Consider the following 14057-nt stretch of genomic DNA (forward strand, 5'->3'; position numbering starts at 1 on the left):
CCAACTAGGCGTTTAAAGCGTACATCGGAAAGTTTTTTACTGGATTCATAATTCATAGCTTTAGTTTATCATATTATAGTTTTGCAGGAAGTCTATTATTTCCAGATTGAGAACCCAATGGGTTCTTTTTTCTTCCTTCTCTTAACGGACTTGAAGGACTTGTGGTATAGTAGGAGGGAGGAGGTGTGTATGAAAAATCAACAGCAAAGGATTGTCCTTGGGACTCTCTATGGAATTCTATCGGGTATTGTCTGGGGTCTCTGCGGGATCATTGGTCAATACTTTTTTTCACATTATTCAGTGGAAACGGGCTGGATTACCTCCATGCGTCTTTTGGTTGGTGGTTTGACCTTACTGACCCTGGCTGTTATTCAAGATCCGAGTGGCTTTTGGAAGCTGTGGCAGGAACCACGGTACTTGCCTCGTTTTTGTGCCTACACCATCTTGGGTCTGTTTTCAGTCCAATTTTTCTTTTACCTCAGTATTCAATATTCCAATGCGGCGACAGCCACCATTTTGCAGTTTACGGCGCCGATTTTCATTTTGCTCTACACAGCCTTGTGGAAAAAACATCCAGTTTCTAAGAAGTCGATTCTGTATGTTGTCCTCACCATGCTGGGGGTGACCTTGTTGGTTAGTGAGGGGGATTTGAGTCAGCTTTCGATTAGTCCCATGGCCTTGGTGGCGGGACTCCTAAGTGCGCTGGGGATTTTGTTTAATACTACCTTGCCGACCCATTTTATGAACCGCTTTGGATCGCTCTACACCTTGGGTTGGGGTTTCCTGGTGGCAGGCATTTTTTCCAATTTTCTCTCCCCTGTCTGGAAGCTGACCTTCCAAGTCGATGCCGTGAGCTTGTCGATCTCGGCCATCATTGCCTTTTTTGGGACCGCCTTTGCCTTTTGGATTCTCTTGCAGGCACTCAAATTGGTGTCGCCCTTAGTGATTTCGGTGGTTGGTGCCAGTGAACCCCTGGCTTCAATCTTGCTTAGCCTAGCCTTTTTAGGCTTGGAGCCTCATTGGTCGCTGTTTTTGGCTTCTGTCTTGATTTTACCGTCTATGATTTTGCTTTCGATAGAAGAGGAAAAAATTTAAAGAGGAGAAGCTCTGTTAGCAGGATTTGGGAGTTATAAATGGATAGTGCACAATTAATGGACCGGGTAGATGCAGCCTCCTTTCGGATGATTACCCTCCTCTTGCAGGAGGGGGGACCGCTACCCTTGGGAGAGATTCAGGCGCGCACAGGCTTGTCTCGCAAGACTTTTTTAAAATATTTGGATGAGTTTAATGAGCTTCTAGACCAAGAAGGGCTTGGGGCTCAGCTAAGTTTGGAGGGGGAGGTCTTGCGTTTACAGGCGGGGCGGAGCTTTCAGCTGGTGGCTTTACTGGGAACCCTTTTGCGGCGCTCCTTACGTTTTCGGATTTTGGAGGCTATCTGGTCCCAGCAGGTCTTTAGTATCCAATCTTTGGCCACACGTTTTCAGATTAGTGAGGCGACCTTGAACCGCCAACTCCTGGGACTCAACCAGCTCTTGGAAGAGTTTGGCCTTGTGATTCAGAATGGGCGCTTGCGGGGTAGCGAATTGCAAATTCGCTACCTGGCTTTCCGGTTGTTACAGGAGATTAGCCTGCCAGCAGATGTTCTGAATCTCCAGCAGCAGGCCGCTTTTGTAGAGTTTCAGACGGCCTTACAGGGGTTAACTCAGAAGGATCTGGGCTTGGACCTGGCCCTGTGGTGGTCGCTGGCTCAGATGCGCCAACGCTTTCAGTATGGCGAGTCGGAATTTTTGGGGCTTTACCAGGAGCATCCAACTTTTCAACAATTGAAACAGTGCTTGCTTCCTTTGGATATGGAGGAGCGGGAGCTAAAACTCTTGTTTGCCTTCCTGGTTGGTCAAGGTCTTTTGTCCAGTCGGGAGATGGAGCGGGTGTTAGCCTTTGGAGGTCCCATTCAGGACAAGGTGACCGAATTGTTACAGGCTTTAAAAGAGTTGGGGGTGTCGCCCCACGGGCCAGGGCCTATTCTGGATGAACTGGGGCGGTTGGCCAGTCAGGTTTATTTCTTTAAAGGAGGGGTGGCTACTGGGGATGGTGAGCGGAAGCTTCAGTCCTATATCCAGCTCCAACCCCAGTCTTGGCTGATGGTTGACGTGGCGGGTTCCTTGGCTCTGCGCTTGGTCGCTGGCGAGGATAGCCGCTTTCTAGCCTTTGAGTGGGATTTTATCCAAATTTTGGACTACCTGGGTGATTTGAAGCAGGTGCCCCAGCGTGTGGCAGTTGATTCCCACCGGTCAGCCCTGGTTTTGGCCCGGATGGTGCGGACCCTCAAGCAGTACTTGCAGCACAATCGCTTGATTGAGGTGGAAGCCTATCAGGAGGGAATGGACTATAGCCTGGTGGTGACTGATGCAGCCTGGCGGACCTATTCTTACCAGACCACCTATCTTCTACAAAACGATTTATTGGGCTATGACCTGGAGATGATCCGGGAGCTCCTTCAAACTGATAGGATTTTGTGAAATAATCACAAAATCCTATCAGTTTTTTTAAAATCATAAAAAAAGTTGATAGGATGAGAATGAAAGCGTTTGATATACTAAAGGCAGATTAAAAATCTTAGGAGGTCTATCATGGCAGAAACGTACATTATGGCGATTGACCAGGGGACGACGAGTTCACGGGCGATTCTCTTTAATAAAAAGGGAGAAAAGGTTGCGAGTAGTCAGAAGGAATTTACGCAGATTTTCCCAGAGGCTGGTTGGGTAGAGCATAATGCCAACGAGATTTGGACATCCGTACAATCCGTCATTGCGGGGGCTTTTATTGAGAGTGGTGTTAAACCAAGTCAGGTAGCAGCCATCGGGATTACCAACCAGCGGGAAACAACGGTGGTCTGGGACAAGGAAACAGGGCTTCCAATCTATAATGCCATTGTTTGGCAGTCTCGGCAAACAGCTCCGCTAGCGGAACAGTTGAAGCAGGATGGTTATACAGAGCTCTTCCATAAGAAGACTGGTTTGGTGATTGATGCCTACTTCTCTGCGACCAAGGTTCGTTGGATTTTGGATCAGGTTCCTGGTGCGCAAGAACGGGCTGAAAAGGGCGAATTGCTCTTTGGAACCATCGATACTTGGTTGGTCTGGAAGTTGACAGATGGGGCTTCGCATGTGACGGACTACTCCAATGCGGCGCGGACCATGCTCTACAATATTGAGACCTTGGAGTGGGATGATGAGATTCTTGAAATCTTGAATATTCCGAAAGCGATGCTGCCAGAAGTTCGTTCCAACTCTGAAATTTATGGTAAAACAGCCCCCTTCCATTTTTATGGTGGCGAGGTGCCTATTTCAGGGATGGCTGGAGACCAGCAAGCAGCCCTCTTTGGCCAATTAGCCTTTGAACCAGGTATGGTTAAAAATACCTACGGAACGGGCTCCTTCATTATCATGAATACAGGCGAAAAAATGCAGCTGTCGCAAAATAATCTTTTGACAACAATTGCTTATGGAATTAATGACAAGGTTTATTATGCCTTGGAAGGATCGATCTTTATTGCAGGATCGGCGATTCAATGGTTGCGGGATGGCTTGCGGATGATTGAAGCTTCACCAGAGTCTGAGACCCTAGCCTTGGCTTCAAAAAGCAATGATGAAGTTTATGTGGTACCAGCCTTTACCGGTCTAGGAGCACCTTACTGGGATCAAAATGCCCGTGGTTCGGTCTTTGGCTTAACCCGTGGAACCAGCAAGGAAGACTTTATCAAGGCGACCCTACAATCCATCGCCTACCAGGTTCGGGACATTATTGATACCATGCAAGTGGATGCTGCAACAGCCATTCAATTGCTTAAGGTCGATGGTGGGGCAGCCATGAACAATTTCTTGATGCAATTCCAAGCAGATATCTTGGGCATCGAGATTGCGCGTGCCAAGAACCTTGAAACCACAGCCTTGGGAGCAGCCTTCTTGGCCGGTTTGGCAGTTGGTTATTGGCAAGATTTAGAAGAATTAAAAACCTTAAATGAGACTGGTCAACTCTTCGAGCCATCCATGAACGAAGCGCGTAAGGAACAACTCTACAAGGGTTGGAAAAAAGCGGTTAAAGCGACGCGCGTGTTCGCAGAAGAGGACTAGGAGCGTATCAGTCATGGAAAGGGACCAGCCCATGAATTGTTTGTGGGGCTGGCAGTGAATTTCTGGAATCAACTCTGTTGTAGAGAGTGTTAGATAAGGATAGGTAATAACGATGGAATTTTCAAAACGAACCCGTACACGGGCATTGGAAAAAATGCAGGAACAAACACTGGATCTTCTCATCATTGGTGGGGGAATTACTGGGGCTGGGCTAGCCTTGCAGGCAGCCGCATCTGGCTTGGATACCGGTCTGATTGAAATGCAGGATTTTGCGGAAGGAACTTCAAGCCGCTCGACCAAACTGGTTCACGGGGGACTTCGCTACCTCAAGCAATTTGATGTGGAGGTTGTTTCGGACACCGTTAGTGAGCGGGCAGTGGTACAACGCATCGCTCCTCACATTCCCAAACCAGATCCAATGTTGTTACCGGTTTATGATGAACCGGGGGCAACCTTCAATCTGTTTCGCTTGAAAGTGGCCATGGATCTCTATGACCTCCTGGCGGGGGTTAATGGTTCGTCTGTTGCTAACCAAGTCTTGAGTCGGGAGCAGGTCTTGGAAAGAGAACCGGACTTGCGAAAAGAAGGTTTGGTTGGTGGTGGAGTCTACCTAGACTTCCGCAACAATGATGCCCGCTTGGTGATTGAAAACCTCAAACGGGCCAATCAAGATGGCGCTTATTTGGCCAGTCATGTGAAGGCTGAAGGTTTCCTTTTTGAGGGAGATCAGATTGTCGGTGTTCAGGCGCGGGATCTGTTAACCGATCAAACCCTTGAAATTCGGGCTCGTTTGGTTATTAATACAACTGGTCCTTGGTCTGACCAAGTCCGCAATCTCAGCAATCCTGATCAAGCCTTTAGCCTCATGCGGCCAACCAAGGGGGTTCACTTGGTGGTGGATTCCAGCCGTCTTAAAGTGAGCCAGCCTGTTTATTTTGACTCTGGTTTGGCCGATGGTCGGATGATTTTTGTCCTTCCTCGTGAAAATAAAACCTATTTCGGAACAACTGATACAGACTATCAAGGAGATCTGGCTCACCCTCGTGTGGAACAGGAAGATGTGGACTACCTCTTGGAGATTGTTAACCATCGTTTCCCTGAAGCTCACTTGACCGTTGCGGATATTGAAAGTGGTTGGGCTGGTCTACGGCCGCTGATTGCGGGCAACAATGCTTCTGACTACAATGGTGGAGATAACGGTTCGCTTAGCGATGCTAGCTTTGAGCAGTTGATTGACGCCGTTCAAGCTTATCTTGCCAAAGAAAAAACACGGGAAGATGTGGAGCATGTCTTGAGCAAGATGGAATCTTCAACTTCTGAGAAGAGTTTGGATCCGTCTGCGGTTTCACGTGGTTCCAGCCTAGAGCGGGATCCAAATGGCTTGTTGACCTTGGCGGGTGGTAAGATTACAGACTACCGCAAGATGGCTGAGGGGGCAATGGAATTGATTCTGCAAATTTTGGCAGAGGAATTCCAGCGGAGCTTTACCTTGGTGCATTCGAAGACTTACCCAGTATCGGGTGGTGAATTGAATCCACACAATGTGGAAGCAGAATTGGAAGTCTTTGCTCAATTGGGAGTTGCGCGTGGTTTGGATAAGGATGAGGCGAAGTACTTGGCCAACCTTTATGGATCCAATGCTCCGAAGGTTTATGCCTTGGCGCAAACTGTGGAAGCAGCCCCAGGCTTGAGCTTGGCGGATACGCTATCCCTGCATTATGCCATGCAAAGTGAATTGGCCTTGAGCCCGGTTGACTTCTTGCTTCGTCGGACTAACTACATGCTCTTCAAACGAGAGCAGGTGGACGGTATCAAGGATGCTGTAGTGGAAGAAATGGCTCGCTACTATGAGTGGACTTCAGAAGAAAAGGCGACTTACCAAGCGGAATTGGAAGCTAGCCTAGCAGAAAATGATTTGGCTTCTTTGAAGGCTTAGGACTTAGTGACTTTCCAATTCTGTACGGATTTGGAAAGTCCGTTTAATGTGGTATAAGGAGAAAGTAATGTCGAATGAATTTTTAGGAGAATTTTTAGGAACAACCCTTCTCATTCTTTTGGGGAACGGAGTTGTAGCCGGCGTGGTGCTTCCAAAAACGAAAAACCATAACGCAGGCTGGATCGTTATTACAGCTGGTTGGGGTCTAGCGGTAGCCATTGCGGCCTTTGCGGTTGGTAGCCTGTCACCGGCCCACCTCAACCCAGCCGTATCCTTGGCTATGGCCATGAGTGGCTCGCTACCATGGGCTTCCTTTGCTAGCTATGTACTAGCCCAATTCTTGGGAGCTATGTTTGGTCAGATTCTTGTTTGGCTCATGTACAAGCCCCATTACGATATTGCTGAAAACCCAGCAGATATCTTAGGCACTTTCGCAACCGGTCCAGCCCTCCGGGACAATGTTTCCAACCTGGTTTCTGAGATCTTGGGCACCTTTGTCCTCGTCTTGACCCTCTTGGCGATGGGAACTGCCAATATTGCTGCAGGTGTTTCAACCCTAGCTGTATCCGCTTTGATCATCGGGATTGGTTTGTCCCTTGGTGGAACAACCGGCTATGCCATCAACCCAGCCCGTGACCTGGGGCCACGTTTGATGCACTCTATCCTACCAATTGCTCACAAGGGAGATGGTGACTGGTCCTATGCTTGGATTCCAGTCGTTGGCCCCCTCCTTGGTGCAGCCCTAGCGGTTCTTGTTTACGGACTTTATTAAGACTGTATAGCGGTTGGCTAAGCCAGCCGCTTTTTGTGTTATTATAAGATTATGAAAAAAATCTTGCGAAAGAAGGGCCTGGACCTTCTCAAACAGCAGTCCCCAGAGAGAAAAGCACTAGCCGATCAGCGTTTGCTGGAACAGTTCTTGGCCTCACCAGCCTATGGCCAGGCAGAGGTGCTGGCCAGCTATCTGTCCTTGGCTTATGAAGTCAATACCCAAGCCTTGCTGGAGCAGGCTCGCTTGGATGGGAAGCGACTCCTGGTTCCCAAAGTTGTTAAGCCCGGTCAGATGGCTTTTGTTGACTATGATCCAGAGCGGCTCCAGCCGGGAGCCTATGGGATCTTAGAGCCGACCAATGATCCAGACCCTCGACTGACTTTGGCAGACATTGACCTGATCCATGTGCCTGGCCTGGTCTTTAATCGAGCAGGCTACCGGATTGGCTATGGCGGGGGTTACTATGACCGGATTCTTACCCATTTTCCTGGCTGGACCCTAGCGACCATTTATGCTGTCCAATTGGCAGATTTTATTCCCCAAGCCCATGATCAAGCTGTAAAGGAGCTCCTTATCGATGATGTCTCAACTCAAATATAGCCCTGTCACCCATTTATTTGTGGCGCTCAACTGCCTGGTGTTCCTTCTCATGTATGTGGTCTCCGGTGGTGTTGTAGAGGATGCCCGGCTACTGATTCAGTTTGGAGCCCTTTATCCACCCCTGATTCAGTGGGATTTGGGTCAGTCCTACCGGCTTTTTTCAGCCATTTTTGTACATATTGGTTTTATGCACTTTTTCGCCAATACCCTGACCATCTATTTCTTGGGCCAGCAAATCGAACGCCTGTACGGCTCTGTTCGCTTTTTCTGGATTTACCTTTTAACCGGTCTGATGGGAAATCTTTTCTGCCTGGTTTTTAGCTCGGATGCGATTGTGGCTGGCTCTTCAACCTCCATTTTTGGTCTGTTTACCATCTTGGTGGTCTTACGCTGGTTGCCCAATCCCTACCTCCAATACCTGGGCCAGTCCTACCTACCGCTTTTGCTGATGAATCTGGTCTTTAGTCTAGCCCCAGGAGTTAGCCTAGCGGGTCATTTAGGAGGATTGGTGGGAGGAGCCTGTCTGGCCCTAGTCCTCCCCCTAGCTCCTTACGGTTTGGTCCATGGCCGCCAAGGACAAGCCTTGGGGGTAGGTCTTTACCTAGGATTAGGCTTACTCTTTTTCGCTTCTGTTTTGTCCTAAAAAAACGAGCCTCCTTGTTGGGAGAGCTCGTCTTTTTTCATAGTATTATTTTAATTTTTTGGCTGGGGCAGGGCGGTCTGCCTTTTCTAATTCTTTCCCAAGATCAATGATGTATTGTTTGAGGTCATCTTTGACTTGTGGGTGGCGGAGGGCGTATTCAATTGAGGTTTTCATGTAGCCATATTTGTCCCCAACATCGTAGCGTTTGCCCTTGAATTCACGGGCAAATACACGCTGGGTTTTGTTGAGGGTGTCGATGGCATCGGTTAATTGAATTTCGTTACCGGCTCCTGGTGCTTGGTTTTCCAGAATGTTGAAAATTTCCGGAGTCAAGAGGTAGCGACCAATGATCGCAAGATCACTTGGAGCATCTTCTGGAGCTGGTTTTTCTACAAAGGTTTCCACAGAGTAAAGACCATTTGTTCCTTTGCCTTGGGGAGCGATGACTCCGTAGGCGGAAACTTCATCATGGGGTACCTGCATGACAGCGATGGTTGAAGCATGGGTTTTGTCATAGTCATCCATGAGTTGGCGTGTGAGCGGAACCTTGTCTTCCATGAGGTCATCCCCCAACATGACCACAAACGGTTCATTTCCGATAAAAGCCTTGGCTTGAAGAACTGCGTCTCCTAGTCCACGTGGATGGCTTTGGCGGATGAAGTGGAGGCGGATACCGGTTGTTTCATCGACTAGTTTGAGGAGTTCGGATTTACCTTTTTCTTTTAAATTGTATTCCAATTCAAAGTTTGAATCGAAGTGGTCTTCGATGGAGCGTTTGGCTTTACCGGTTACCACCAAGATTTCTTCAATCCCTGATTGGAGGGCTTCTTCGACGATAAATTGAATGGTTGGTTTGTCGACAATCGGCAACATCTCTTTAGCGAGGGCCTTGGTAGCTGGGAGGAAACGAGTTCCGAGACCGGCTGCGGGGATAACGGCTTTTCTGACTTTTTTGTTCATACTTAACTCCATTCGTTTTCTTCTTTAAATTCATTGGTCATCATGTCTTTGATGGCCTCTTTGATGGGACGATTTTCGTAGATTACCTGGTAGATGCCCTGGGTAATTGGCATATAGACTCCGAGCTCTTGGGCTAGTTCGTAGGCAGCCTTGGTTGTGGACAGGCCTTCGATGACCATACCCATGGAAGCTTTGATGGATTCCAGGTCTTGGCCTTGGCCGAGGGCATAACCAGCTCGCCAGTTGCGGGAATGCTTGGAGGTTCCTGTAACAATGAGGTCGCCGACTCCGGAGAGGCCGCTGTAGGTTAGTGGGTCTGCCCCCATGCGGACCCCTAGGCGGGTAATTTCAGCCAGGCCACGGGTAATGATGGCGGCCTTGGCATTGTCGCCATAGCCGAGGCCTGCTAGGATGCCGGCTCCAACTGCGATGATGTTTTTCAGGGCACCTGCGGTTTCAACCCCAATGACATCGGTGTTGCTGTAGAGACGGAAGTAGGCGTTACTAAAGAGCTCTTGGGCGTAGCGGGCCTGTTCCAGATCCTTGGAGGCTGCGGTAATCAGGGTGATATCGCGGACAATAGCTTCTTCAGCATGGCTGGGTCCAGATACAACAATGATATCGGAGCGGAGATGTTCGGGAATTTCTTCCTCTAGGATGGTAGACAGTCGTTGGTGACTGTTTGGTTCCAGTCCTTTGGAGGCGTGGAGCACCTGTACCGGATGATCCAGTACCTGGGCAACTTGTTGGGCGACTAGTCGTGTGACCTTGGTTGGGACTACAAAGAGAATCGCATCGGTATTCGTGAGGGCCTGCTTGAGATCGGTGTAGGCCTGGATGGTTTCCGAGAGGCGGACATCCGTGAAGTAGCGCTGGTTGGTGTGCTCTTGGTTAATCTCCTGGACTTGCTCAGACAGGTGGCCCCAGAGGCGCACCTCGTGGCCATTGTCGTCTAGGACTTGAGCCAGGGCGGTTCCCCATGACCCGGGTCCGAGGATTGTGATAATTTGTTTTTGCATAGTCGTTCCTTTATCAGGTATTCGTTTTCAATTTTACCAAAAAAAAAGTTAAAATTAAAGGAAAATGGTGGATTGTTCGGCCTATCCGAATAGGCCTTGCGAACTTTTGGCCAAACTTGGAGTAGATTGTGCCAGCTCTCCCCATAATATTTTAGGAAAAGGTTCGTGTTTCTTCCTTATTTGGCGGAGGTGGCTGGTTTGAATTCTCGGATTTGGGTGATATAATGGTATAGTTGTTAGTCAAAAAAGGAGGAAATTATGCTGAAACAGGCGTTAAAGCCCTATAAGTGGTATGCAATGGGTTCTTTGCTGATGGTGATTGTGATTGTATCCAGTTCACTGCTGCAACCTAGCTATTTAAGTGATGTCTTGGCTGCTGTGCTCGAGAATGATCGGGCTAAGATTGCTTCGATGGGTGTCTGGTTGCTTGTGATTGCAGGGGCTGGTTTGCTAGCCGGTGTGATCAATACGATTCTGGCTGCTAAGATTGCCCAGGGAGTGTCGGCAGACTTGCGGGAAGCTCTTTTCCGTAAAATTCAAACCTTCTCCTATGCCAATATTGAAGAGTTTAATGCTGGAAATCTGGTTGTCCGGATGACCAACGATGTGACCCAGGTTCAGAATCTGATGATGATGCTCTTTCAGGTCTTGCTCCGTTTGCCGATTCTTTTTGTTGGAGCCTTTGTCCTAGCTGTGCGGACTCTGCCCAGTCTCTGGTGGGTTTTGGTTTTAATGGTGCTTGGAATTGGTAGCGTAATGGCGATCATTATGGGGCGACTGGGACCTCGTTTTGGGCTGTTCCAGACTTTAATGGATAAGATCAATGCCATCGCCAAGGAGAATCTTCGAGGCGTTCGGGTGGTGAAATCTTTTGTTCAGGAAAAATCCCAATATGCAAAATTTAAAGAAGTCTCCAATGACCTTTTGGATCTGAATCTTTTCATCGGTTATGGTTTCTCGATTATGATGCCAGCTGTGACATTTATTGCCTATATGGCGACCTTCTTGGCCATCTATATGGTTTCCCAACTTGTGGAAACGGATCCTGAGGTGATTGGAAATATCGCTTCCTTTATGACTTATATGATGCAGATTATGTTCTCAATCATCATGGTGAGCTTTATGGGAATGCAGGCTAGTCGGGCTTTTATTTCTTTGAACCGGATGAAGGAAGTCTTGGATACCGAACCGGCTATGTCCTTTAAGGAAGGTGAAACAGAAGAACTTACGGGAAGTCTGGTCTTTGAACATGTGACCTTCACCTATCCCCATGACAATGAGCCGACCTTGAAAGATGTCAGCTTCGAAGTGCAACCCGGTCAAATGATCGGGGTTGTAGGGGCGACCGGATCCGGTAAGTCCACTCTGGCACAACTGATTCCACGCCTCTTTGATCCTCAAGAGGGGAGCGTTTCAATTGGCGGTCGCAACCTGAAAGATGTCAGTCAGGAGACTCTTCGCCAATCTGTATCTATTGTTTTGCAAAAAGCCATTCTCTTTAGCGGCACCATCGCAGACAATCTCCGCCAAGGGAAGTCTGGAGCTGATTTGGAAGCTTTACAACGAGCCGCTTCGATTGCCCAAGCCAAGGAATTTATTGACCGCTTGGATGACAGTTATGAAAGCCAGGTCGAAGAGCGGGGGAACAACTTCTCTGGTGGTCAGAAGCAGCGGATGAGTATTGCCCGCGGTGTCATTGGGAATCCTAAGATTTTAGTTTTGGATGATTCGACTTCTGCTTTGGATGCAAAATCCGAGAAGCTGGTTCAGGAAGCCTTGGATAAGGATTTAAAAGGGACAACGACAGTGATCATTTCCCAGAAAATCTCTTCGGTTGTCAAGGCAGATAAGATTCTGGTACTGGATGAGGGACGTCTAATTGGTCAAGGGACCCATGCGGAATTAGTAGCGACGAATACCGTTTATCGAGAAATTTATGAAACTCAAAAAGGAAAGGAGGACTAGGATGAAAACAGCACGCTTTTTTTGGTTCTATTTTAAACGCTACAAGTTATCTTTTCTGTTCATTTTCTTAGCCATCGTGGTCTCGACCTATTTACAGGTGCAGGCTCCTGTTTATCTGGGAAAGGCTTTGACAGAGCTGGGAACCTGGGTCCAGGAGTATTTTAAAGCCAAAGCCCTTAGTGATGCGACGGGTGCTGCTTTGGTCAAACCAAGTATGGATGCTTTTGGAGCGGTTATGTGGAATCTCTTCTTGACCTACCTCTTCACGGTGGTATCAATGTTGGTTTATATCCTGCTCTTTACTCGGATTGTGGCACATTCCACTAACCGAATGCGGAAGGGCTTATTCGGGAAACTGGAGCGTTTGACGGTGGCTTTCTTTGATCGAAATAAGGATGGCGACATTTTGTCACGCTTTACATCGGATTTGGACAATATTCAAAACTCCTTTAACCAAAGTTTGACGCAGGTGGTTTCGAACATTGCCTTGTATGTTGGCTTGGTCTGGATGATGTTTGTTCAGAACCAACAATTGGCCTGGGTTACCGTAGCTTCTACCCCAGTCGCTCTTCTTCTTTTGATTTTTATTGTCCGAATGGCTCGCAAATATACGAATTTACAACAGGCTGAGATAAGTAAGCTCAATGCTTATATGGATGAGAAAATTTCTGGGCAGAAGGCGATTATTGTGCAGGGGGTTCAGGAAGAAACCATTGCGGGCTTTATGGATTTGAATGAACGGGTGCGCAAGGCTACCTTTAAGGGGCGACTTTTTGCAGGAATGTTGTTCCCGGTGATGAATGGGATGAGCTTGATTAACACGGCGATTGTCATCTTTGTGGGTTCGACGCTTGTCCTGAATGATTCATCGATGACGACAGCAGCCGCTCTAGGCTTGGTTGTGACCTTCGTACAATATTCGCAACAATATTATCAGCCGATTATGCAGGTAGCTTCGAGCTGGGCAGAGTTGCAATTGGCCTTCACAGGAGCTGGTCGAATCCAAGAAATGTTTGACCAAGAAGAGGAGGTTCGTCCTGTTCAAGCTCCTCACTTTACCGAGTTACGAGATGGAGTTGCCATTGAAGGGATTGACTTTGGTTACCTACCAGGTCAAAAAGTTCTGAAAAATGTCAGCATCTCTGCACCAAAAGGGAAAATGGTTGCGATAGTTGGACCGACAGGATCTGGTAAAACCACCATTATGAACCTGATCAACCGCTTTTACGATGTTGACGCGGGTGCTATCAAATTTGACGGCCGCGATATTCGGGACTATGACTTGGATAGCTTGCGGCAAAATGTCGGGATTGTCCTTCAGGAATCCGTTCTCTTTAGCGGTACTATCCGCGACAATATTCGTTTCGGGGTTCCGGAAGCGAACCATGAGCTGGTGGAGGCTGCTGCCAAGGCAACGCATATCCATGATTTTATCATGAGTCTACCAGAGGGCTATGATACCTTGGTTGATGATGATCAAAATGTCTTCTCAACCGGTCAAAAGCAGTTGATTTCCATTGCTCGGACTTTGATGACCGATCCCCAGGTCCTCATCTTGGATGAGGCAACTTCCAACGTAGATACCGTAACAGAAGCCAAAATTCAAAGTGCCATGGAAGCCATTGTGGCTGGTCGGACCAGCTTTGTGATTGCCCACCGCCTCAAGACGATCTTGAATGCGGATGAAATTATTGTTCTCAAGGATGGGCAAGTCATCGAACTTGGTAACCATCAAACCTTGCTCGCCCAAGATGGCTTCTACGCAAGTCTTTATAAGAATCAATTCGTTTTTGAATAATCATGATTTAGTAGATTTTAGATGAGGCTGGGACAAAAGTCTCATAAAGCCTAAAAAGGAGAGATTCATCTACTGAAATGAGTCTCTCCTTTTCTTTTAGAATCTCCTCTTCCTATATTTGAGGAGATTATTGGCCATGAGAACCAATCCCATGTCAATTTTTACTTGTCGTTTTCCTCGTAGGTTACAACGTTTGTAACCTAAACAAGCCTTTACCTGTCCAAAGACAGG

12 protein-coding genes are annotated in these 14057 nt (G+C 47.9%); 9 read left to right on the plus strand and 3 right to left on the minus strand.

The genetic code is table 11. The features are described from left to right. Positions 1-189: 189 nt before the first annotated feature. The 7 genes from N4310_RS04070 (at position 190) to N4310_RS04100 (ending at position 8084) form a co-directional block, all read left to right on the plus strand. Entirely contained in the window at positions 190-1095 is a 906-nt protein-coding gene (locus N4310_RS04070) for a DMT family transporter (RefSeq protein WP_262092160.1), read from the plus strand. Between the two features lie 38 nt (positions 1096-1133). Continuing rightward, a complete protein-coding gene (locus tag N4310_RS04075; RefSeq protein ID WP_262092161.1) occupies positions 1134-2519 on the plus strand; it encodes a helix-turn-helix domain-containing protein in 1386 nt (461 codons plus the stop codon). Between the two features lie 108 nt (positions 2520-2627). Further along, the gene (gene glpK / locus N4310_RS04080; protein ID WP_262092169.1) at positions 2628-4133 is read left to right on the plus strand and encodes a glycerol kinase GlpK; all 1506 of its coding nucleotides are present in this window, start codon (positions 2628-2630) and stop codon (positions 4131-4133) included. Positions 4134-4245: 112 nt separating this feature from the next. Beyond that, on the plus strand, positions 4246-6069 hold the full coding sequence (gene glpO, locus N4310_RS04085; RefSeq protein ID WP_262092162.1) for a type 1 glycerol-3-phosphate oxidase: 1824 nt from the start codon (positions 4246-4248) through the stop codon (positions 6067-6069). Between the two features lie 67 nt (positions 6070-6136). Beyond that, the gene (locus N4310_RS04090; protein ID WP_262092163.1) at positions 6137-6841 is read left to right on the plus strand and encodes an MIP/aquaporin family protein; all 705 of its coding nucleotides are present in this window, start codon (positions 6137-6139) and stop codon (positions 6839-6841) included. Between the two features lie 51 nt (positions 6842-6892). Beyond that, positions 6893-7441: a 5-formyltetrahydrofolate cyclo-ligase gene (locus tag N4310_RS04095; protein WP_262092164.1), complete on the plus strand. Its 549-nt coding sequence runs from the start codon at positions 6893-6895 to the stop codon at positions 7439-7441. Next, positions 7422-8084 carry a rhomboid family intramembrane serine protease gene (locus tag N4310_RS04100; RefSeq protein WP_262092165.1) on the plus strand — a complete coding sequence of 221 codons (663 nt, stop codon included), beginning with the start codon at positions 7422-7424 and terminating at the stop codon, positions 8082-8084. Before N4310_RS04095 ends, N4310_RS04100 begins: the two co-directional genes overlap by 20 nt. A 45-nt stretch (positions 8085-8129) precedes the next feature. Here the strand turns inward: N4310_RS04100 and galU are convergent, their stop codons facing one another. Continuing rightward, a complete protein-coding gene (galU, locus tag N4310_RS04105; RefSeq protein ID WP_160333102.1) occupies positions 8130-9044 on the minus strand; it encodes a UTP--glucose-1-phosphate uridylyltransferase GalU in 915 nt (304 codons plus the stop codon). A 2-nt stretch (positions 9045-9046) separates the two neighbouring features. Further along, positions 9047-10063 carry an NAD(P)H-dependent glycerol-3-phosphate dehydrogenase gene (locus tag N4310_RS04110; RefSeq protein ID WP_262092166.1) on the minus strand — a complete coding sequence of 339 codons (1017 nt, stop codon included), beginning with the start codon at positions 10061-10063 and terminating at the stop codon, positions 9047-9049. 258 nt (positions 10064-10321) lie between these two features. Here N4310_RS04110 and N4310_RS04115 point away from each other — a divergent pair, with 258 nt between their 5' ends. Next, positions 10322-12028 (plus strand): ABC transporter ATP-binding protein, encoded by a 1707-nt coding sequence (locus N4310_RS04115; protein ID WP_262092167.1) that lies wholly within the window; start codon positions 10322-10324, stop codon positions 12026-12028. Between the two features lies 1 nt (position 12029). Continuing rightward, a complete protein-coding gene (locus tag N4310_RS04120) occupies positions 12030-13826 on the plus strand; it encodes an ABC transporter ATP-binding protein (RefSeq protein WP_262092168.1) in 1797 nt (598 codons plus the stop codon). Positions 13827-13922: 96 nt separating this feature from the next. Here the strand turns inward: N4310_RS04120 and N4310_RS04125 are convergent. Then, positions 13923-14057 (minus strand): transposase (locus N4310_RS04125; RefSeq protein ID WP_262092170.1); only part of this gene is annotated, 135 nt, incomplete at its 5' end.

The organism is Streptococcus danieliae, from assembly GCF_025447695.1.
Lineage (GTDB): Bacteria > Bacillota > Bacilli > Lactobacillales > Streptococcaceae > Streptococcus > Streptococcus danieliae.

Excerpts from the sequence above, each read along its gene's own strand:
- N4310_RS04115 (WP_262092167.1), top strand. The coding sequence starts at position 10,322 with ATGCTGAAACAGGCGTTAAAGCCCTATAAGTGGTATGCAATGGGTTCT.
- glpO (WP_262092162.1), top strand. The coding sequence starts at position 4,246 with ATGGAATTTTCAAAACGAACCCGTACACGGGCATTGGAAAAAATGCAG.
- N4310_RS04070 (WP_262092160.1), top strand. The coding sequence starts at position 190 with ATGAAAAATCAACAGCAAAGGATTGTCCTTGGGACTCTCTATGGAATT.
- galU (WP_160333102.1), bottom strand. The coding sequence starts at position 9,044 with ATGAACAAAAAAGTCAGAAAAGCCGTTATCCCCGCAGCCGGTCTCGGA.
- N4310_RS04095 (WP_262092164.1), top strand. The coding sequence starts at position 6,893 with ATGAAAAAAATCTTGCGAAAGAAGGGCCTGGACCTTCTCAAACAGCAG.
- N4310_RS04120 (WP_262092168.1), top strand. The coding sequence starts at position 12,030 with ATGAAAACAGCACGCTTTTTTTGGTTCTATTTTAAACGCTACAAGTTA.
- N4310_RS04075 (WP_262092161.1), top strand. The coding sequence starts at position 1,134 with ATGGATAGTGCACAATTAATGGACCGGGTAGATGCAGCCTCCTTTCGG.
- N4310_RS04100 (WP_262092165.1), top strand. The coding sequence starts at position 7,422 with ATGTCTCAACTCAAATATAGCCCTGTCACCCATTTATTTGTGGCGCTC.
- N4310_RS04110 (WP_262092166.1), bottom strand. The coding sequence starts at position 10,063 with ATGCAAAAACAAATTATCACAATCCTCGGACCCGGGTCATGGGGAACC.
- N4310_RS04090 (WP_262092163.1), top strand. The coding sequence starts at position 6,137 with ATGTCGAATGAATTTTTAGGAGAATTTTTAGGAACAACCCTTCTCATT.